The sequence below is a fragment of the Paraglaciecola sp. L1A13 genome (assembly GCF_009796745.1).
Taxonomy (GTDB): domain Bacteria; phylum Pseudomonadota; class Gammaproteobacteria; order Enterobacterales; family Alteromonadaceae; genus Paraglaciecola.
Map to the genome: position 1 here is coordinate 980,845 of NZ_CP047024.1, position 22,033 is coordinate 1,002,877.

The 22,033-nt window shown below is 42.8% G+C and carries 12 protein-coding genes; 8 read left to right on the plus strand and 4 right to left on the minus strand.

Annotated features, from left to right (window positions below):
• The first annotated feature begins 669 nt into the window (after positions 1 to 669).
• From GQR89_RS04015 to GQR89_RS04025, 3 genes are all read left to right on the plus strand, one after another.
• Positions 670 to 3,696, plus strand: a complete 3,027-nt coding sequence (locus GQR89_RS04015; protein WP_158768871.1) for a TonB-dependent receptor domain-containing protein — start codon at positions 670 to 672, stop codon at positions 3,694 to 3,696.
• A 67-nt stretch (positions 3,697 to 3,763) separates the two neighbouring features.
• Positions 3,764 to 5,344 (plus strand): amidohydrolase family protein, encoded by a 1,581-nt coding sequence (locus GQR89_RS04020; protein ID WP_158768872.1) that lies wholly within the window; start codon positions 3,764 to 3,766, stop codon positions 5,342 to 5,344.
• A 7-nt stretch (positions 5,345 to 5,351) separates the two neighbouring features.
• Positions 5,352 to 7,928, plus strand: coding sequence for a M14 family zinc carboxypeptidase (locus tag GQR89_RS04025; protein ID WP_158768873.1), 2,577 nt, complete (start codon positions 5,352 to 5,354; stop codon positions 7,926 to 7,928).
• A gap of 352 nt (positions 7,929 to 8,280) precedes the next feature.
• Here the strand turns inward: GQR89_RS04025 and GQR89_RS04030 are convergent, their stop codons facing one another.
• Positions 8,281 to 9,240: a nitronate monooxygenase family protein gene (locus GQR89_RS04030; RefSeq protein ID WP_158768874.1), complete on the minus strand. Its 960-nt coding sequence runs from the start codon at positions 9,238 to 9,240 to the stop codon at positions 8,281 to 8,283.
• A 447-nt stretch (positions 9,241 to 9,687) separates the two neighbouring features.
• Here GQR89_RS04030 and GQR89_RS04035 point away from each other — a divergent pair, with 447 nt between their 5' ends.
• From GQR89_RS04035 to minE, 4 genes are all read left to right on the plus strand, one after another.
• On the plus strand, positions 9,688 to 10,956 hold the full coding sequence (locus GQR89_RS04035; protein WP_158768875.1) for a DNA/RNA non-specific endonuclease: 1,269 nt from the start codon (positions 9,688 to 9,690) through the stop codon (positions 10,954 to 10,956).
• A 472-nt stretch (positions 10,957 to 11,428) separates the two neighbouring features.
• Positions 11,429 to 12,160 (plus strand): septum site-determining protein MinC, encoded by a 732-nt coding sequence (gene minC, locus GQR89_RS04040; protein ID WP_158768876.1) that lies wholly within the window; start codon positions 11,429 to 11,431, stop codon positions 12,158 to 12,160.
• A 55-nt stretch (positions 12,161 to 12,215) separates the two neighbouring features.
• Complete coding sequence (gene minD, locus GQR89_RS04045; protein ID WP_158768877.1) at positions 12,216 to 13,025, plus strand: septum site-determining protein MinD; 810 nt, start codon at positions 12,216 to 12,218, stop codon at positions 13,023 to 13,025.
• Positions 13,025 to 13,276: a cell division topological specificity factor MinE gene (gene minE, locus GQR89_RS04050; RefSeq protein ID WP_158768878.1), complete on the plus strand. Its 252-nt coding sequence runs from the start codon at positions 13,025 to 13,027 to the stop codon at positions 13,274 to 13,276. The genes minD and minE overlap by 1 nt, the downstream gene beginning before the upstream one ends.
• A 498-nt stretch (positions 13,277 to 13,774) precedes the next feature.
• Here the strand turns inward: minE and GQR89_RS04055 are convergent, their stop codons facing one another.
• Positions 13,775 to 14,620, minus strand: coding sequence for a zinc-dependent peptidase (locus GQR89_RS04055; protein ID WP_158768879.1), 846 nt, complete (start codon positions 14,618 to 14,620; stop codon positions 13,775 to 13,777).
• Positions 14,621 to 14,908: 288 nt separating this feature from the next.
• Between GQR89_RS04055 and GQR89_RS04060 the strand changes: the two genes are divergently transcribed.
• Positions 14,909 to 16,651, plus strand: a complete 1,743-nt coding sequence (locus GQR89_RS04060) for a CocE/NonD family hydrolase (RefSeq protein WP_158768880.1) — start codon at positions 14,909 to 14,911, stop codon at positions 16,649 to 16,651.
• Positions 16,652 to 17,341: 690 nt separating this feature from the next.
• On the opposite strand, the gene GQR89_RS04065 is transcribed toward GQR89_RS04060, so the two are convergent.
• Positions 17,342 to 18,841, minus strand: a complete 1,500-nt coding sequence (locus GQR89_RS04065; RefSeq protein ID WP_158768881.1) for a VCBS repeat-containing protein — start codon at positions 18,839 to 18,841, stop codon at positions 17,342 to 17,344.
• 169 nt (positions 18,842 to 19,010) lie between these two features.
• Positions 19,011 to 21,533: a TonB-dependent siderophore receptor gene (locus GQR89_RS04070; protein WP_158768882.1), complete on the minus strand. Its 2,523-nt coding sequence runs from the start codon at positions 21,531 to 21,533 to the stop codon at positions 19,011 to 19,013.
• Positions 21,534 to 22,033: the final 500 nt, after the last annotated feature.

The window sequence follows — 22,033 nt, forward strand, 5'->3', positions numbered from 1 at the left end:
TATAAGCAGGCTAGCACGGCACTAAAGTCGAGTAACTTAATAAAGCGCTAAACACCCATAACCTTAGGTTATGTATTGATAGTAAAATATGTGCAATAAGCCTCAGGTAAGACTGTTTTACACTCGGTTGTTGCTATGAACTTAATTGATCAAATCGTTATTAACAGCAAATCTACTAGCCTCCCTCGCTTTTACTGTTACGACCTCGTTAGGTGATAACGTTCCTTTGAGCAGCCAGTTCCTGCGATTTTTTTTGCGTGTTCAGCTGCAGCTTAGGCAGCGCTATGAGGTATTTGCGACGTGAAATGGGATTGGCGAAGTTTCTGGTTTTGCCACATTCCGTGGCTTGTGCAGAATACTGACGGGAAACAGGGCCAAGGTAAAAAACTTTCAATCAATTTACCAACCCTTGATTTTAAAGCATATCGGTTTATGACCGTTTATTCCTAAAAATGACTAATTTATTTATATTTATTAGCGGCTTACACTTCTCTTGAAGCTTATTGATGGCGACGATTCCTTTGTTCCATAACCCAAGGTTATGGTTTATGACTGTTTTATCAATTGTGCTATGGGGTATTTTTTTGCGAGTGTAATACTGGATATAACAATAATTATCGGTGCACATAAGCGTACTGAAATCAGGAAGTCAGGAAACACAGGAGCGGCATGCCAATGTTACACACAAAACATCATCGTCTAAATAAGCTCAGCATGGCTATATTAGTTTCGTTTGGAGTCATATCTTTGTCAGCGCAAGCTGCTCAAGATATGCGAAGTTCAGTTGAAGAAGCGGATAGTAAAGCAGAACTTGAGCGCGCAATTGAACGTAAAAAAATAGCCGCCGAAAAAGATCTCGAACAAATTGTCGTCGTTGGTTCTAGCATTAAAGGTTCTGATGTAACTGGGTCGTTACCTGTTACTTTAATCGATGCTAGCGATATTGATGCTATTGGTGCTACCTCTGGTATTGAGTTATTTGCCTCTATTCCCAGTAATGGTAGTGTAAATTTTAACGGTAACGATGTTGTTAGCGGTGTTTACCAATCGCGGGGAGATGTGGCCTCTATTAACTTACGCAGCATAGGCACAGGTAACACGCTGACCTTATTAAATGGCCGCCGTCTAGTTCAGCATCCGGGTTCACAGACTGAAAACTCAGTACCAGTGACCACCGTTAACATCAACTCAATTCCAGTACTTGGCATAGGCCGCGTTGAAATATTGCATGATGGCGCAGCGGCTATTTACGGTTCAGATGCTGTTGCAGGTGTTGTAAATACAGAAATGCGCCAAGACTTTTCAGGATTTCGCTTTGACGCGCAATACGGACAGGCAGAAAATACCAGCCGTGAAAAAGTTAATCTTAATGCTTTGGCAGGTTGGGATTTAAACGAAGGTATGACTAACGTCACCGTATCGGTAAATTACTACCATGGGTCAGAAGTGATGGCCTCAGAATTTGACCGTTCTTCGAACTCAGACCTAACACGGTTTTTAGAGGGTACTCGATGGGAAGGGGACACTAATTTCCAAAATACATCTACTACTACCCAATGGGGACGTTTTGACGCCAGTCAGGCTGTTGATGGCTTAACCTCTTCAGCAGGGCGTTTTCACGTCGAACAACTAGATGGCACAGACGCTAATCAACAGTGTGTACTTGAAAATGGTTTATGTATCGACAGTGGCAGTATTACCAAAGCTACTCAGGGATACAATACCAACTCTGCGCGCACATTCTTACCTGAAACAGAGCGTCTTAATTCGTTTATTTTCCTCAATCACGACTTGGGCAATGATACTGAGCTTTATGGCGAGTTAGGTTATTACCGTGCTGAATCTAATTCACAACGGGCAGAGACCGCCACTTTGACCTCTGCCCCCGTTACCATTGCAAATTCGGCCTATTGGAACCCTCTAGGAAGTGGTGTTAACCGCCTCGCGGGTTACGATATACCAGTTGAAGGATTGGATATTACTATCGATGCCTACCGCTCTTTAGACGCGGGGCCTCGTGCCATCAACGTAAAAAATACCTCTTACCGTCTGTTGGGCGGTGCGCGCGGGATCAAGGGAGACTGGGATTGGGATAGCGCGGCATTGTATTCTGCAGCGAAAACCGTTGATAGCACAGCTAATCGTATTAGCTTGAGCTTGTTTCAAGACGCAGTGAATCGCCAAGACGCCAGCGCCTACAACACTTTTTGTGGTGCTAGCTGTAATTCTCAAGACACCATTGATAGTTTTAAAATTGATGTTGAACGCACCGGTGAAACAGCCTTAGGGTTAGTTGATTTTAAAATGTCTAACGCAAAACTATTCGCTTTACCGGCAGGTAACGTAGGTTTAGCAGTAGGGACAGAATGGCGTTATGAAAACTTTGAAAATGATTATGATGACCGCTTAAATGGTACGGTGATGTATACCAATAGCGTGACTGGTATTACTTATGATTCGGATGTAATGGGTTCAAGCGCACAACCTAATTCAGATGGCTCACGCAATATTTTATCTGCATTTGTCGAGATGGCTGGGCCTTTAGTTAGTCCGGATATGGATATTCCTTTTGTTAACCAATTGAACTTCCAAATTGCTGGCCGTTATGAACGGTATAATGACGTAGGAGATGTGTTTAAACCTAAGGCGGTATTAAGCTGGTATCCCGTTGAAAGTCTGCAAATTCGTGGGTCTTATGCGGAAGGATTTAGAGCGCCAAACCTTGAACAGTTGCATACAGCTGTAACGTCACGTGTGAACTATCCAACCGACTTTTATCGTTGTCAGGCTGACATCAATAAGGGTAATGTCGATAGTTTTAGTGAATGCAGCAGCAGTGACAGTGTTTCAAATATACGTCTAGGCAACCCAAATTTAAAACCAGAAAAAGATTATAACTATGGTTTGGGTTTGGTATATACCCCTACGTTTGTTGAAAATCTGACCTTTACTGCTGATTACTGGCATATTAAGCAAGAAGATCTAGTGGGTATCCGCTCTTATCAGAACATCGCCGACTTAGATTACTATCAGCGTTTAAATGGCGGCAGCAATCCGAATGTCATTCGTGCTGAAGCAACGAGTGATGATATCGCCTTTTTTGAAGGCTCAGGTCTAGCCCCTGTAGGTGATATGGTTGAAGTGATAGGGCTGTTTGAAAACCTAGACTCACGTGAAACATCCGGACTAGATTTAGGTGCATATTATAAGTTGAGAGATACCGCCTTAGGTAACTTCAAGTTTAAAGTTAACGCCGCTAAAATCATTAAAGCCTTTCAAGCTGTTGATAGTGAATCTGCACAATTAGCTGCACTAGGTTTAACCCTAGATGATGTAGGTGATTTGGTTCAAATGGATGGCAGACCAGAATGGCAAGCCAGTGGAACCCTGACATGGGATTACCAAAACTGGGGAGCGGGACTGTACGGTAAATATGTTGGTGAATTTTATGATACCGGCGCAGTACAAAATGACACCGGCGATTTCTGGTTAGTCGACAGTTGGACGACCTTTAGTATTTACGGTCAATATACGTTTGACCAAGGTACCTTCGAAAATACTCGGGTACGTTTAGGTGTGCGCAATATGTTCGATAAAACCCCGCCATTAGCCGATGAAACCTATGGTTACGAAGCAAGCTTGCATAATGCAGAAGGTCGTTATGTGTACCTGAGCTTAAGCATGAACTTTGATTAATATCGTTAGCTAAAATAAAACAGGGCGACAATGTCGCCCTTCTTCTTTTTTAAATGGTAGCCCTAAAATGCATAAAAATTATTCTAAAGCTGCCTCAGCAGTTTTGTTCGCGTTTGCATCAAGCCTCATTGGTTGCAGTCAGCCTCAGCAAACTATCGATACATTAATTACCGCTAAACACATCTACCAGGGGGGCGATAGCGCACCTATTGAAGGTGTTATAGGTATTGATCAAGGGAACATCGTGTTTGTTGGTCCCAAATTACCTGAGAATATGACGGCCCAACAGCGTATTGATGCGGGCGATAACATCGTTGCTCCTGGTTTTATTGACACCCATACCCACGCCTGTAACGATTTTGGTAAAGACCAAAGTAACCTTAACCTTAACTACACCACACAGGGGGTGACCACCGTTTTCTGTAGTGTTGATGGGGGAGGCCCGGTTGATGTGGCTGGTAAATTTGCTGAATATGAAGCGCAGGGCATCGGCACTAATGTGGCCCTGTATATTGGGCATGGTTCAGTGCGTAAAGCTGTGATGGGTAAGGAAAATCGCCCCGCCAGCGATAACGAACTTGTGCAAATGAAAACCTTGGTTGAGCAAGCCATGCAGGCCGGAGCACTTGGGCTGTCAACGGGCTTGTACTATGTCCCGGGCAATTACGCTAATCTCAATGAAGTGGTAGAGCTGGCCAAAGTTGCCGCCAGTTATCATGGTGTTTATGACAGTCATATTCGTGACGAAAGCAGCTACAGTATTGGTTTATTGGCCGCCATTCAAGAAGTGATCACTATAGGTGAACAAGCCCATATTCCGGTTCATATAGCCCATATAAAAGCCCTTGGTGTGGATGTGTGGGGGCAAAGTACCGAGGTTATTGCGATGATTAACGAAGCTCGCCAAAATGGCGTCGATGTTAGTGCCGACCAGTACCCTTGGAAAGCCTCAGGTACGAGTATTGCCGGTAGTTTGGTACCACGGGAAGTCATGGCGGGGAATGCACAAACCTATCTAGCCAGAATGGAAGATGAAACGACATGGCCAGAACTTAAAGTGGCGATGCAGGAAAATTTACGCCGTCGTGGCGGTGCTGAATCCTTGTTAATTAGTGACCCTAAACGTCCTGATATCAGAGGCAAAAATTTACAGCAGGTCGCTGAGTTATGGCAGATTTCTCCCATAGATGCGGCACGTAAAATCATTATCGAGGGTAATGCAAGAGTGGCAAGTTTCAATATGTCTGAGCAAGATATCAATGCTTTTATGGTGCAACCTTGGGTTATGACTTCTTCAGACGGTAGCACTGGACATCCGCGTAAATATGCAACCTTTCCGAAAAAATTTGCGACCTATGTTAAACAAGAATCGTTGTTGAGTATTCAACAATTTATTGCACAAAGCAGCACCGTTCCGGCGACGACTTTTGGTTTGCTTAATCGTGGCACCCTAAAGGTAGGTAGTATTGCTGACATCGTTATTTTTGATGAAAATCGTTTTAAGCCCAAAGCCGATTATCTGCATCCAGAAGTGCTTAGTGAAGGGGTTGAATGGTTGTTGCTCAATGGGCAGATAGTGATTGCTCAACACCAGGCATCTAAGACCCTTGCAGGGCAAGTTATTCGCCAGTCTCAAAACATTCAGTAAGGTATTTATGTGTAAATTATTGTCATCTTTGCAAACGCTAGTGCTAAGCATTGTTTGCGTAATCAGTTTCCAAATACAATCTGCGCCGAAAATAGACTCCCTTTATGCGCCATCAAGTATTTTCGATGGCGCAGTTACTCCTCCTGAGATATTTTTAGGGCATGATTTAGGTCAGCATATGACCCGTAATGACATGATGATCGCTTATTTTAGGCAACTCGCGAGCCAGTCAGATAGAGTGAAATATGACGTTATTGGCTACAGCAATGAAAATCGTCCAATTGTCACCTTAACGATTACCTCACCTGCTAATCAGCAAAAACTCGATCAGATCCGTCTACAACATCTTGCCCAACAAGATATTAGTGAATCGACTATATCAACGACTGATATGCCGGTGGTTAGCTGGATTAACTTTGGTGTACATGGTGGTGAAGTTAGCTCTACTGACTCAGCCATGCCGATTGCCTATCACTTGGCTGCCGCTCAGGGCGACGCTATTGATAGTTTGCTTGATAACAGTATTATTTTGCTAACTGCCAGCTTCAATCCTGACGGTAATACTCGAGAATCTGGCTGGAACTGGCAATATTCATCAGAGGTTGCTGTGAGTGATCCCAATCATGTGCTGCATCGGTCACCTTGGCCCGCTGGGCGTACTAATCATTATTGGTTTGATTTAAACCGCCAGTGGATGTTGCAACAGCAACCCGAGCCAGTTGCTTGGGTGAGTAAGTTCCATCAATGGCGACCCAATATTGTGGCTGACTTTCATGAGATGCGCTCTTACAAGTCATTCTACTTTCATCCTGGTGCGCCAGATAGGGTGCATCCCTTGATCGACAAAAAAGCCATGACCTTGTTAAGTGAAGTTGTACAGGGTCCTCGGGACTTTATGGATAGCGAAGCACGCTTATATTTTAACGAAGAGTCTTATGACAATTTTTATTTAGGCAAAGGTGCTACTTACCCTTTGATGTACGGCAGTTTGGGGATTCTATTTGAGCAAGCTAGTTCTGGTGGTTTATTGGAGACCCCAAGAGGTGTGTTGTCATTTCGTGACAATATCCGCACGTTCTATCGTGTAGGTTTAGCTCTGTTAAATAATGCCGTAGAAAAACGTCAGAGTTTATTAGCGTATCAACGTGATTTTGCTAAAAACAGCAGTAAACATGCAGATAAAGACGATATCAAAGGTTATGTATTTGCTGCCCCAGAAGATCCAGCCCGACTGTTTCATTTTTTACAGTTACTTGAACGGAATCAAATTAAGGTTAAACCATTAACGAAAGATTTGACCATTAAAGACATGATATTTAAAGCTCAGCAAGCCTATGTTGTGGAAACTGATCAGGCAAGTTATGCCATGGTTAAAGGCTTATTCGAAAAAATCACCAAATTTGAAAATAATACTTTTTATGACGTATCTGGATGGACAATGCCCTTAGCCTTTGGCATCGAATTTAAATCTTTGACACGCAGCAATTACAAAGTGGGCGACGCAATCAGCCCTGTGTTTCCGACTTTTTCAGCGCCGCCTAAAGCTAACGTCGCCTATGCGTTTGATTGGTCACATTATTATGCGCCCAAGGTGTTGTATCGCTTACTAGACGCTGGGTTCTTACCACGCATTGCTCGTACTCCTTTTAAAGCAAAAACCGAGCAAGGCGAACATACATTTGGCCGGGGCAGCGTGATGGTCTCGGTTGGATGGCAAGGGGGTATCGATAGTAAGGCGGATAGCGATAAATTAGCGCAAATTATGCAACAGGCCGCGACCGTTGACGGTGTGCCAGTATTTGCTCTTGATAGCTCGCACACCAGTAGTGTTGGTATGGACTTGGGCAGCAATTATATTGAAGCGGTTACGTTACCTAAGGTGCTATTGGTCATCGGCCCTGGCATGTCGCAATACCAAGCTGGTGAGGTTTGGCATTTACTCGATAAACGTATGCAAATGCCTGTAGTGATGGTCACCAAGAACGACCTAAATAACATGGATTTGCAACCTTATAGCCATATAGTGATGGCCGACGGAAAGTATGCTGATATCAGTGCCGATTTGACATTAAATATTGAAAATTGGGTTGAAGGTGGTGGCTCGCTGGTGGGTATTGGCGATGGTGCCAAATGGGCAGCTAAAGCAATGCTGAACGTGGAAACGGTTAAGATTAAAGCGGGCGAAAAAGCGCTGCAAAAACGTATCGACTACGGCGAAAAAGATCACGTGAAGGCCCAAGATATTATTGGTGGTGCCATTATGTCCGGTGATTTAGATAACACGCATCCAATCGGTTATGGCTATGCACGCAGGGCTATTGCGACCCAGCGCAGCGGGCTTCTCGCATTTGAACCACCAAAAAACCCTTATGCTACCGTGGTGAAAATTCCAGAAAATGCCTTACTCACTGGTTATGCTTCCAAGCAAAACCAGCAACAGTTAGCGGGTAAGGCAATGTTGGTTGCCCAAAGCAAAGGCAAAGGTAGTGTGATTTTATTTAGCGACGATCCTAATTTTCGTGGATATTTTTACGGCACCGAGAAACTGTTCCTTAATAGTCTGTTTTTTTCTGGGTTGTTTTGATCTCAGTTAGCTCATAAAGCCAGTATTGTGTGACAGCGTTTTGCTCTGTCACATTTAATCTATGGGTTCAAGGGTATAGGTATCTAGATTATAAGGGCTTAACAACGCTCTTCGCTGTGCGCAATATACTAAAAAGGGTCCTATGAAAACACAGGACCCTTTTGGTATTTAAAGAATAAGTTGATGATAGGCGTGTCTGTTCATCAAGCTGAATATTGCGGATGGTATTGACGAACAACGATCGTTGATCAACGATCACGAATACAATAGACAGTTATTATTCAACATACTCTTAGCGTTCAGCTAGGCATTTTTATTTATCCAGTGAACTAAACTAATTTAGATGAAACATTTAGTTGTGAAACCTAACGCTAAGTTGAGCTAAACGACCTGTCACCTCACCAAACTCGGTGAGTGTTTCATCGAATATTTGTTTTATCGATTTTGTTTCTTTAATGCGCCCTGCGACTTGACCGGTTAGTGCGATCCCTGCCTCTAGGTTGCCACCAAAGTAGACTGCTTGTGTGTCTTGAAATTCGCTGAAAATATTCTCGGATCCTTCATTTAAGATACGTGTTGAACGTTCGGTGCGTAGTGCTCTTAATGCTGGGCCGGGTCCTGAGCGGTTAAGAAACAGCGTGTCCGTAGAATCAGCAGCAATTATTGCGTCTTTCCAGTTTTGATGAACTGGGCTTTCAATGGCGCTTAAAATACGCGTGCCCATTAATACGCCGTCTGCTCCAAGTGCGAACGCTGCAGCCATGCTGCGCCCGTCCATAATACCTCCAGCTGCAACGATAGGCACATTTACTGCTTCGCAAACTTGCGGAATTAGCACCATGCTCGATACATCGTCAGCGTTTTTAAAACCGCCCCCTTCACCGCCCTCAACGATGAGTCCGTCAACCCCTGCTTCAACTGCTTTTAACGCTCCTTTGAGGTTAGGCACCACATGAAATACGGTCAAACCAGCTTCTTTGAGTTTGGTTGTATATTTTGTTGGGTCTCCCGCTGACGTAGTAACGAACTTAATGCCTTGATCAATGATGAAGTCGAGAATTTTGGGATCGCGCACAAACGCTTGGGCGATATTTACGCCGAAGGGTTTGTCTGTCAGGTCACGCATTTTTAAAATTTCTTCACGGATGACATCAAGTTCGCCAGAACTTGTTTCAATAATGCCCATACCGCCTGCATTTGATACTGCTGATGAAAGTTGTGAGCGAGCAATCCAGCCCATGGCGGCTTGAATTATAGGTTTTTCAATACCGAGCATATCTGTAATGCGAGTTTTAACTATGGTGTCTGACATATTGATCCTTTGCGATCTATTACTATTAGGGTACTAGTTTTATAGATTTGCTAATCATATTGGTACTTTTTTTCATGAATATAGTGGCTATTCATTGGTTTATCTTCAGCTGATCGTGGGCTCATTCTGAACATTACCGTGTTGGGTGTCTTTTTCACGGTAAATTGCCGTGTGATCCGTATAAATAATTTTCGTTATATTTATATGCACATGCATCTATAAACTAAGCTTAGGGCCCTAGGGCCCTAGTGCGCTTTTGTTTTCCATTAGGAAATATTATTCAGATAAAGATTTATAAGCTTTACTTAATGTTGCTGCACATTTTTTAATCTCAGAGGAGGGCGCAAGCATAGTCTCGGCATAACTTGCTGCTGAGCTGAGCTGAGCAGTTACAGTCTTGGTCTTATGCTGTCTTCTCCTGTGCCATTTTTAAAAGGAGTTCTGCTTATGAGTGCTTACGATCCTAATTTTTTGGATCACTATATTTTGCCTTTGCCGAGTTTTGCGCCCTATCTTGAGGTGGATATAGTGCGTGATGACGATCGTTCTAGTCATTATATCGCTGATTATGTTCATTACTCTTTAGTGATGAATGGCGCTGATGAAAGGCGTTCAGCTGCATACGTTGCACTGAATATTGACCAATCAAAATTTAAAACAACCAGCCGCAGCGACCGATGGCGTATAGACACGCGAATAAATAAAGAATGCCAGCTAGACAACGCGTATTACCAGAATAATGATTGGGATCGTGGTCATCTGGCAAGACGCGCGACGGCTGCGTGGGGCGATAATCCTATTGAAGCTCAGCGAGCCTCTAACGAAACATTTTATTATACGAACGCTTGTCTACAACACGTTAATTTGAACCGTGATGAATGGCTAGGGTTGGAAGACTGGGTGTACGATTTAAATTTAGATAAGGATGGAAAAATCACATCCTTTTCGGGTCCTTTTTATGCTGACTACGAACGCAGTGTGCATCCCAGTGGTCATCCCTTAGCACTTGTACCCGCTGGATTTTTTAAGATTGTTTGCTTTATTAACACGTCAGATGAATTGGAAGTGAGGGCTTTTGTTATGTTTCAAGATGAAAAAGCTTTGGCTGATAAGTCAGGTCGAAAGAAATATAATAACCAGACATACCAAACTACCGTTGCATTTATCGAAGAGTTGACGGGATTACAGTTTGAACCTGAAATTTATCATGCTAATCCTATGCTGCATTGTACGACGGCCACTAATATATCGGGCCCTAAAATCGTCGATGGTGAGCAGGTACTGATCCCAGAACTGATAGAAGTGGCCAAGCCCGCTGATATTCAAAATACGACAGCAAAGCGTCAGACGGTGAAAGATGATGTAGTGGATATTTATATCAGTGCAGCTATGGTCAATCCCAAGGGCCGTGATAAAGACAATGAGTGGATTGCGCTTATTAATTTAGGCGCTGTGGACGTTGACCTGACTGACTGGACCTTATCAGACAATCAGGATAAGCCTGTTACTATTGGAAAAGTAGTACTTGCGCCTGGTGAATCTGTTGTGGTTAAGCAACTCGGTTCAATTCAACTGAACAACAAAGGAGACGTGATAAAACTGTTTGATAATCAAGAAAACCGGATTGATTGGGTGAATTACACCGAGAAGATGGTTATATCTGGGGCGCCTGTGTTGTTTTTATCCCCAAGAGACACACTTGATTTAGAGGTGTAAGAAGTAAAATGATAGACGTCTAGCGATGGCGCGTACTTGAATAATACCTGCGTTATTCAAGTTAGGTGAGATATGGCTAGTTCCTTGCTTGCAGTCTTTTGAGGGGCGTGTGATTGCAACACTACACAAAGTTGCAGGCGAAACAGCGATGGCGCGGAATGTCCTATAGATAACTGTGAAAAATAGAATGGCGTATACGAATGAGTAAAGCCGAATATGTCGCACAATTCATACGAAATAATACTTTTCACTTCGCCATTTTCGCTTTATAGCCCAGTAAGTCCGGTACTTTTGTACTTACGTCATAAATTTGTCAATCTGTTGTTAGTTTCGTTTCCTGAAGTTGAGTCTATTTGCTAAAGTGGCGTCCAGATTTCGTCGCTTTCAGATGATTGTCCTCAACTGCATGTTAAATTGAGGCAGATGAATTAGTTAGTTAATTAGTTTTTTATTAGTAGGTTAAGGTTGCCCAATGGCAAATGTGTGTTTTCAGATGAAAGGCACCGCGTTTACTGCGGTGGTTATGGATCTTTACGATTACTCTGCGGAATTATTTCTTGCCCAGTTAAAGCAAAAAATTAATACCGCACCGCAGTTCTTTAATGCTTCTCCGCTTGTGCTCAACCTCGCTTCTTTTGAAGGTGAGCTTAAAGATGAGCAATTAGAGAAAATTGTTGCCGATTGTCGCGATATGGGTTTACAGCCAATTGCTTGTCGTGGCGCTGCGCTTGAATTGAAATATACCGTTATGGGCTTGGGTCTTGCATCCTTGCCTTCTGCCAAAACCCGTAGCACCGACATTCAAGCTGAACCGGCTCAGGCCAAATCAGCCCAAGTTGAGCCTGTAAAGCAACTTGTTGAAAAAGAACTAGAGTATCGCCCCAGTAAGGTGATTACCAAGCCAGTGCGCTCTGGACAACAGGTTTATGCTGAAGGTTGTGACTTGATCGTTATGGCTGCGGTGAGTCAAGGTGCTGAAGTGTTAGCAGATGGCCATGTCCATATTTATGGACCATTGCGAGGACGAGCTTTAGCAGGTGTGAAAGGCGATACAAATGCGCGAGTTTTTTGTCGGCAGATGGAAGCTGAGCTTGTTTCTATTGCTGGTTATTTTATATTAAATGAAAAACTACGTGAGCTCTGCTGGAAAGAAGCAGCACAAGTATTTTTAGACGGTGAATCCATTCAGGTTGAAGCTATTTAGCGGTGTACGCATAGTTTAACAATGGGTTGATTAAAACAGTTATTGAGGGATTTAAGTGGCTAAAATTATTGTAGTAACGTCCGGTAAAGGTGGCGTAGGTAAAACAACGACAAGTGCGGCAATCGCAACTGGTTTGGCTTTGCGTGGTTTTAAAACAGTCGTGATTGATTTTGATGTAGGTTTACGTAACCTCGATTTAATCATGGGCTGTGAACGACGTGTCGTGTATGACTTTGTTAATGTGATTAAAAAAGAAGCCACATTAAACCAGGCGCTGATCAAAGATAAGCGCACCCCAGGTTTATTTATTCTACCAGCCTCACAAACCCGTGATAAAGATGCGTTGTCTATGGAAGGCGTGCAAACTGTTTTAACCAACTTGGCAAAAGACTTTGAATATATCATTTGTGATTCGCCGGCAGGTATTGAACAGGGTGCACAGATGGCGCTGTATTTTGCTGATGAAGCGATTGTTGTGACAAACCCTGAAGTTTCTTCGGTGCGTGACTCGGATCGTATTATTGGTATATTGCAGAGCAAATCGCTTAAAGCTGAGCAGGGCGGCACAGTCAAAGAGCATTTGCTATTAACCCGTTATAACCCTGAGCGTGTTGCAGCCGCTGAGATGTTAAGCGTTGCCGATGTTGAAGATATTTTGGCCGTACCATTATTGGGCGTTATTCCTGAATCAGAAGCAGTACTTAAGGCATCTAACCAAGGCGCGCCAGTTATTTTAGACCAAGAGTCAGAAGCGGGACAGGCGTATCTTGATGCCGTATCGCGTTTACTAGGCGAAGAAGTCGAACATCGTTTTCTTGAAGTACAGAAAAAAGGATTTCTGAAGCGGCTACTAGGAGGAAAATAGTGAGCATTTTTAATTACTTTCTAAAGAAAGAAAAAAAGAATACGGCGTCTGTTGCTAAAGAACGTTTGCAGATCATTGTTGCACACGAACGCAGTAAGCGACAGCAACCAGATTATCTGCCGCTAATGCAAAAAGAAATCATGGATGTGATCCGTAAATATGTGAATATCGATGAAGATCAGGTTACCGTACAGTTAGAAAATAGTGATGACTGTTCCGTGCTGGAACTAAATATTACCTTGCCTGAGTAAATCAGGATGTGAAAAGAGGGAGTGGGTAGAACATAAAACTCACGCCCTTCTTTACCTTTTTAACGTGGTAAAACCTATTGCTATGATTAACCTAAGTCATAGATATTGAAACGCTATTCTCCTGACTTTTGAGCCTATTTAAAGCCAACTTGTTTCTACAAAATCTAGCCATTTCTATGGATAACCCATGGCGCCGGGCATCGCATACTTCCCCAGCCGTAAACTAACCAGCGATTTCGTTCGTGGGTAAACTTGAACTATTAACGCGGTAAAAGTTGCGTAACATAATCTGAGTAAACGTGAAATATTCTCTGGGTGAGGCGGCCGTGAAAAGGGTGACTTTAACCACTTTAAATATATTTATTTACAGTAGTTTCTCTTAGCGGAAAAGCTATTTTTGTCTGTCTCCCTCTCAATTATCAAGGCGTAGACAATTTATTCGCCAGCGAGTATGAAAAATCGCTAACAAGGTTTACGTAATAAAATGCAGGCAAGTTGTTAGCCTGTAAACCACTCTTTAGGGTCAAGTAAGTAACACTGTTTGAATTGTTCATACAACTTGGGATGGCGATGGGCAAGTTGATGTGGCTTTTCGAAAAAGGTTTCTGTTACCACGGCAAAAAACTCAGCGGGGGATGTCGCCCCGTAACTATCAATCACATCGTCGGCCCCATCGGCGAGTTTTTGCTGTTGCAGTATAAATTCAGCATTCAGCACTTCTGACCACTGTTTATATTGCTCAGGGGTGGGCAAAAGTGGCAAACCATCCATCGCGGCATTTTCTTCATCTAATTTATGGGCAAACTCATGCATAACCACATTGTGTCCGTCGCGACTGTCACGTGCCCCTTGCAAAACGTGATCCCATGCCAAAATAACCGGACCTCGCTGCCATGACTCGCCTGCGCGAGTACTGGTCGCGGTCACCTGCAACATACCGTCTCTGTGCGTGCTATTTGCCACATAAGTTTCTGGATAAACCAAAATGCTACGAAAACCGGGGTAGTAATTGCCAGGGCGATTGAGGATTAACAAGCATGCTTGAGCGGCAATTAACACACGAACGGTGTCGGTTACTTCAAAATCGCCACGACCGATAATGTCTTTTTCAGCTAAAAAAACCTGCATATGACCCTTAAGCGTGCGCTGCAAGTCGCTGGGTAAACGTGAATACAAAGGAAATTTAGTCTGCAATATATGCACATACTCGGGAGGTAAAGGCTGAGCTTGCAGTTTGATACGCTTTAACTCACGTGATTTTATCTTGCGCTTATCGAAATAAAACCATGCCAGCATAATCAAAATAGGCAAACTCAGTAAAAAGTAAATCAGGTTTTGGCGCATAGCGACTCTGGTGGTGATGTGACGTCAGCGTCCAGTTTACCAAGTAATGATCCTCGGGGCTTGAACAAGTTAGAGTTAACTAGGAATGCTTGTATTTTAATTTTAGTTATTGGAAATAACTTGCTAATGGTTTTTACTCTTACATTTCTGGTGTTAGTCGATCGTTCTAAGAGAAATTAAACATTATTAAAATAATTACGGAAGTTTATCGATGGCAGTAGCGGAAAAACGTTAGATATTGCTCTTAAACACTAGACCTTAATAAAAAATATAACTTGTGAGGATTTTATGAGATTTTGTAATCTAATTTTTGGCCTTTTAGTGGCGTTTGGATTATCGCCAATAGTACAGGCGCAAAGTTTTGCTAAATATAGTGATGACTTTCCTGAAACGGTTAAAAAGATGTACCACATTCCAGTATCGATGCGAGATGGAGTTGAGCTAGCGACCGACGTATACCTCCCTAAGAAAACAGGCACTTATCCAACTCTTTTAATAAGGGATATATATACCAACGGCTCTGCAGCAGGGCGACAAAAATACGCTAAATTCGCGACCTCGAATGGTTATGCTCTTGTTTTTCAGTCTGTGCGTGGTCGATATGATTCGGATGGGAAGTGGTATCCTTATTTTCAAGAAATAAATGACGGTGACGACACGCTTAATTGGATAGCAGATCAAACTTGGTCTGACGGTAAAGTGGGTATGTTTGGTTCTTCTTATTTAGCTTCGGTTCAGTGGCTTGCTGCCGTTAATCGTAATCCTGCATTAGTGGCAATAGCACCAGCTGTAAGCCCTGGGAATTATTATCGTGATGTAGCATATCCTGGAGGCGCTTTTTCATTGCTGTCTCGTGCGAGTTGGGGAATCGGGTTAGTGGGTAGTAAAACAAACATGTCTTTTCCAGTCGATTGGGTAAATGAAATTAAGCATCTACCACTTGATACACTAGCTGAAAGTGTTGGTTTCAACGTTAAACATTTTCAGGATTGGATTGATCACCCGTCAGATGATGCATATTGGAAACCATTGAATTTGGAAGCGCGTGCCAATGAAATGGCAGTACCTGCGATGAATATCGGTGGATGGTACGATGTTTTCTTACGAAGCACTATTGGTAGCTACAAAACAATGACCGAAGAAGCCGCAACTGAAACAGCAAGAAAAGGACAACGTCTTGTTATTGGACCGTGGCCTCATGGATGGAACCAGCAAACGAAAATTGGGGATATGCAGCTTGGTGACAACTCCCTTATAGATGCACCCGCAATGCTGCTTGAATGGTTTAATTATTGGATGAAAGGCGATGCTAAGCCGAGTGGTATAAAAGAAGGTGAGGCTCCAGTCAGAATCTATGTGATGGGAGAAAATGTTTGGCGGGATGAACAGGAATGGCCGTTAGCGAGAACTACGTATCGCCCATTCTATATTCATGCTGACAACACACTTTCTGCAGAGGCCTCAACGGCTAAGTCAGCCAGCATGAAATATGACTATGACCCCGCTGACCCTGTGCCGACGTTGGGCGGAAATATTATGTCAGCTAAGTTGCGTGGTCCTTTTGATCAAAAGCCGCTAGATGGACGGGAAGATATACTGCGCTTTGTGACCGAACCATTTACTCAAGCAACCGAAATTACAGGACCGATTAGTGCTGAAATATATGCTTCAAGCAGTGCTCCTGATACAGACTTTATGGCTAAGTTAATTGTTGTTAAACCTGATGGAAGCGCCTTGAATCTTGTCGATGGCGTTATTCGTGCTCGATATAGAGAAGGTTTTGATAAACCTAAGCTGATCGAGCCAGGCAAGGTTTACAAGTACGACATTGATATGTGGGCAACCAGTTATAAATTATCACCTGGCGACCGTATAAGAATTGATATTACCAGTAGTAATTTTCCTAGGTTAGCTAGAAACCTGAACACGGGAGCTGATTTTGCAAAGACCTCTGAAATGAAAATAGCGAATCAGACCATTCATATGAGCAAAAAATATCCTTCAAAAATAGTATTACCAATCGTTCCATAACGAGAGCGAAGTAAAGCAGTTCGGTGATGTGTGAGTGGCCCTGCGGCTCACACACACTTTTCAGTTCACCAGTTAGCGTTTATATAAATTTCAGTAGATATATAGTCGCTTTATTGAAAATACCTAATCATAAGTACTTGTTATTTCATTCGCTTTTCTCGCTTACTGATTGACTTGTATCAGCGCTAATATAATCAAAAAAGAATGCTGAGTGTCTGCGTAATAACCAATTGAGTGAAGGGATTACAAATAGCGAATATCTGCTTCTAACAACTACCATAACATTGCTGCAGTGGCAGATATAACCCACTCTTGAAGTCTTCAATATCAATATCAATATCAATATCAATATCGATAAACATCGCCATCGCATTAAGTCTTATGCAATGAAAGCATCTAAAAGGTGTCGCCGACAAACTGGGTGTCCTAAAATCGTTAGGATGATTGGAATTGTTGTTATATAAGAGATTGGCGTTGAAATACTAGATTCAACAACATGTGTGTCGGTGTCTGCTTAAAACTTTTAGCGATAAATAATATTGTCGAAAAAAGCTATTACGGCTGGGGATTGAAAAATGTCGTTTCGATATTGGTACCATAAATGTACAAATTATTTTGAATGAACGATAGGGCGGTATATGTGAAAAAAACAGCAAACTTCATAACGTATTTATGAAGTTTGCACCTAGGTTATTTAGAAGTAACAGGCCTATGCACCATTAGCGGTTTATTGGCTAAGGTTGTAATATCCTTGACTTCTACGCTTAGTTTTTCACTTCCCATAAAGTTCACTTCTACCGTTATGGGTTGTAACTTTGGCAAGGTAAAATAGACAGGTCGAGCGCTTTGTGCATTATATCCGCCTCCTGTAGATACTATCCTTGAACCGAGTATTTTACCGTCAGCATCAAAGAATTTCACAACTGCACCTTGTTGCGTATAATTTCCTTGAGTGTCCAATACGAGAACTGCAATAGATTTAGCGCGCGCTGCTTCGTCCATTTCATTTTTAAAAACAAAGTGTCCGCCCGTAGCCCCGTAGCCATCAGTGACAGACAGATCTAAGTCGCCGTCATTATCATAATCTATCCATTCCACTCCATGATCCCCAGCAGAGGTTAATTCTGGATAACTATCGTCTACTTCAAACTTGGAGCCTGTATTCTTGTAAAGCTTACCAAGCGGCTCCGATTGGCCATTGACCTTGTGATACCCAACGACCATTAAATCCAGATAACCATCGTTGTTGTAATCCCCCCATGCTGCTGCGACTGAATGGTCTGGATCAACAACGCCCTGCGTTTTTCCTACTTCTTCAAAACTACCATCACCGTTATTTTTATACAGTAGGTTTTCTCCATAGGTGGTGACATACAGGTCAATATAACCGTCGTTATTGTAGTCGCCTACAGCACAACCCACGCCGCCCTCTGAATAAAGGCGTTGTGTTTCATCCATGCCAAGTTCAGGCGCTATATCAACAAATTTATCAATATCGTTTCTACCAACAGTATCGCTGTCACCTGATTGATTGGCTAAGAAAAAGTCTAAATCACCATCGTTATCAATATCAAACCAACAAGCTCCTACTGTTCTTCTAGAATCATATACGCCTGATGCATACCCTAGCGGTTTAAATACGCCATTTTCGTTTTGCAAAAGCTGGTTTGCCCCAGTACGGTTGGCTGCATAAAGGTCAGAGTCTCCGTCATTATCGTAATCAATCCAGTTTGACTGGCGGCTAATACGACCTGGTATTGCTAGCCCTATGGATTCAGCGACTTCTACAAACGCTTTTCCATCATCGTTTCTAAAAACATAGCTCCGACTTGGTATTGGCATCTCATTTGAGCCTCCTAATATATCCAAGTCACCATCGTTATCGTAATCCCCCCATGAAACACCACGTATCTGATCCCCCTTAAATGGGAGGCCTAATTCTTTGCCAACACTTACAAAAACGCCGTCATCATTACGATAAAGGCGAACTTCTCCGCCCTTTATCGAGACTAATAAATCGAGATCCCCGTCTTTGTCATAATCGCCCCAGGCATTAGAAACTGAGCCTGGAGTATTAAAAGTCTCAGTTTGAATTGGTGTAAAACTTGTAGTTGACGCAATAGAACTAATACTTACGAGGGTGCATATCGCAGCTATTGTCTGCATCTTAAAATATTTAGTCTTTATCATTATATTCCTCCTAATGACTATCTAACTTTTGCCAGCTTCCGCGATGTTTAGGTAAAATATCTTAAGAAATCTGGACGTGCTTTTTGCATGGTTACTTTTAACTGCAAGATTTGGTTGAATTTGGATGAGACGACATAAACCCGTCTCATCCATTTCAAATTTTAAAAAACTACCAAGCGTAAGACGTGCGCACGTACCAACTGCCGCCTGTAAACCCATAAGGAGAATAGGTATCGTAAAAACCTGTTCCAAAGGAACTTTCTGTGCGCTCTTTAGGATAAGTATTGAAGATATTGTTGGCACCCGCGAAGAACTCAAGACCATTTTCCATTTGATAACCCGCTTCCATATTTACAATCCACTTAGCTTCATTTTTAGTGTCTAATGCTTCTGTACTGCGTATCACGGTCCACTCGCCAAAACGAATTGCTCGAGCATTTACTACCCAGCCATCTATGCGATAATTAGCCGATAAGCTGGCTTTAGAATCTGGAACTGCATCGGTATAAGTTCCTAAACGAGTGCGGTCAAATTGCTCTATTTGTGAACCATCAGCGAGTACTAGACCGGATAATTCTTCTGGATTATCGTCCACACTAACAACATCGACTTTGTTGTAGTTATAAGCACCGCTTAACGTGAGTTGACCCATATTGACTTCTGGTGTCCATGTAGCCACTAAGTCAACGCCTTTACTACGGGTATCTATCGCATTGGTAAAATAGTTTACAGCACCTAATGATGCGTCAAAGCCTGCCGCATCAAGGAGTGTTGATATCTCGTCACCGATAGTACCGCCAGATAAGGACAATCGTGTATCGCCTCTATTAAATTGCGAAGACTGTGCAATGCGATCATCTACATCGATTTGATAAACATCGACGGTGAACGACATATTTTTTGCCGGAGTGTAGCTAATGCCGGCGCTATAATTGACGGATGTCTCTGGTGTAAGTGGATCGGCTCCTAATGCCAACGCAGCAAGATCTGTTGGGGGCAGGGTTTGGCGTAACACAATCGTTTCAGCCACGCCGTCATTATCCAAATCGGCAAATTGTCCACGACTACCGCGGAATCCTAATTGTTGAATACTCGGGGCTCTAAATCCTGTACTAATAGATGTTCTTAACGCGATTGAATCATTAATCTCGTAGCGCGCATTTAATTTACCAAGCACTTCTTCGCCAGCAGAATCATTAAAATCTTCGTAACGTAATGCGCCAGCTAAAAAGAATTTTTCAGATACGTCCCATGCTAAGTCGACATAAGCATTTATATTGTTGCGCGATATATCATTTTCTGCTTCAGGCTCAAAACCAGGAAAGCCTTGGGCACCAGGGGATAGACCGTTGTTACCATCGGCGTAACTAAGTGGCTCTCCTTTCACAATTTCAAAAGATTCTTTTCGAAATTGCATCCCAAAAGACACTTGTAATTCACTGTCATCAAGCACAACAGCCCGCGTAGCATCAAACTGAGCAATCATCTCATCTGCATTCATTTCGCCTAGGAAAAACGAAGTAGGGCTTGCTGTACCTAGGCTAGCGTTCAAACCGCTGGTGTTATACCAGCTACTTTCATTGCTGCCATAACTCACTGAGAAATCCCAGTCAAAATCAAAATTACTTCCTTTAATACCGGTAACGATATCAATATCATCTTCTTTTATTTGTTCTTCAGGGCGAAAGCCGCGGGGGAAAATCTCTTCTATATTACGGGCATCATAAGAACGTCGATAAGTAAAAGTGAGGTCAGAGCTGCGGTTGGCATAGGTAGCAAAAGTGTAAAGCTCAAGGTCCCCAATGCTAGTCCCAGCGTTTACGCCGAAAACACTGGTTTGCTGTGGAAAGTTACCAAAATTTTTGGTGATTTGGCGATCGACAGAAGATTCTCTAGGGTCCCAGCTGCCATCTTCAAGCGGTAAAAATAAGTTTAAACCTCCATCTTCTGGCAGCGCCAACGTGCGAGCTCGATTAGATAATTTACTTTCTTTAAAATCATAAGATACATTAATGAAACCGTCTTCACCGAGTGCGAAACCATTGTTTATGCCGACACTAAAGTTTTCGCCATCACCTCGATCAAAATTTTCTCCGGTACTTACAACAGCTCTTCCACCCTCAGCATCATCCTTTAATATAATGTTGACTACCCCAGCGATAGCATCGGAACCGTATTGTGCAGATGCACCGTCTCGCAGTACTTCTATACGCTCTATGGCAGAAGAGGGGATCATATTCAAGTCGACCCCGGCTGACCCACTGAACAAGCCCGTGCTGGTATTGATTAGCGCGGTCTTATGGCGTCTTTTACCATTCACTAAAACAAGGGTTTGATCTGGATTTAAGCCTCGTAGACCAGCTGATGCTATAAATGTTCCGGTGCCGCCGCCAGAGCGCTGTGGAAGATTAAGAGATGGAACAAGGAATCTTAGAGACTCGAATAGCCCTGTTTGTCCCTGTTGCTCAAGTTGTTCACTGGAGAACACGTCAATAGGAGTTGGACTTTCAATAACTGTTCTGGGATTGCCTCGCACCCCAGTAACTACGATGTTTTCTAGGTCGGCTGCTTTATCATTGCTCATTGAGGGTAGGTCTCCTTCTTGAGCTACCGCCGACGAGGCGGCCATAATCGACGCGATAACACCATAAGTGCCAATTTTCACTTTACCCTTTACGTTTTTATTTTTCATATTCTCTGCTCTTTGTTAGTCCTAGGAAGCACTCGGGTCATCGCAGCTTGTTCCTCCAATATAAATGGTAGAATTCGAGTCAATGGTCTTTACAGACCTCTCTCGACAAGCAAAACGAGAAACCGGCTTCAACTGAAAAGTGACCTCGCAATGTGTTTTATGTTTTTGAGGTCACAAGTACTTGAGGAAAAATTAAAGCTAAGTTAGCAGCCAGGGCAACGTCTCTTAACTCATTTCCGGCAGATTGTTCGGGTATGTCAAAATACATTGTCATTATTGTTTAGCTGGCCGGAACGTTTATCTCAAAAGTTAACGTCGACTTGCTAATAAGCAATGTAAGTACAACAAAGTTTAATACCTTTCGAATCAACTGTTTCCAACTTCAGGTTGAGCGTCAGCATAAAATGGCTGCTGTTCAATCTACCTATACAGAGAATTGAAAAAGAAAAAACCGCTACTTTTTTTCAAAATAACTCAGCGCTTAGCTATAACGCGGTAAA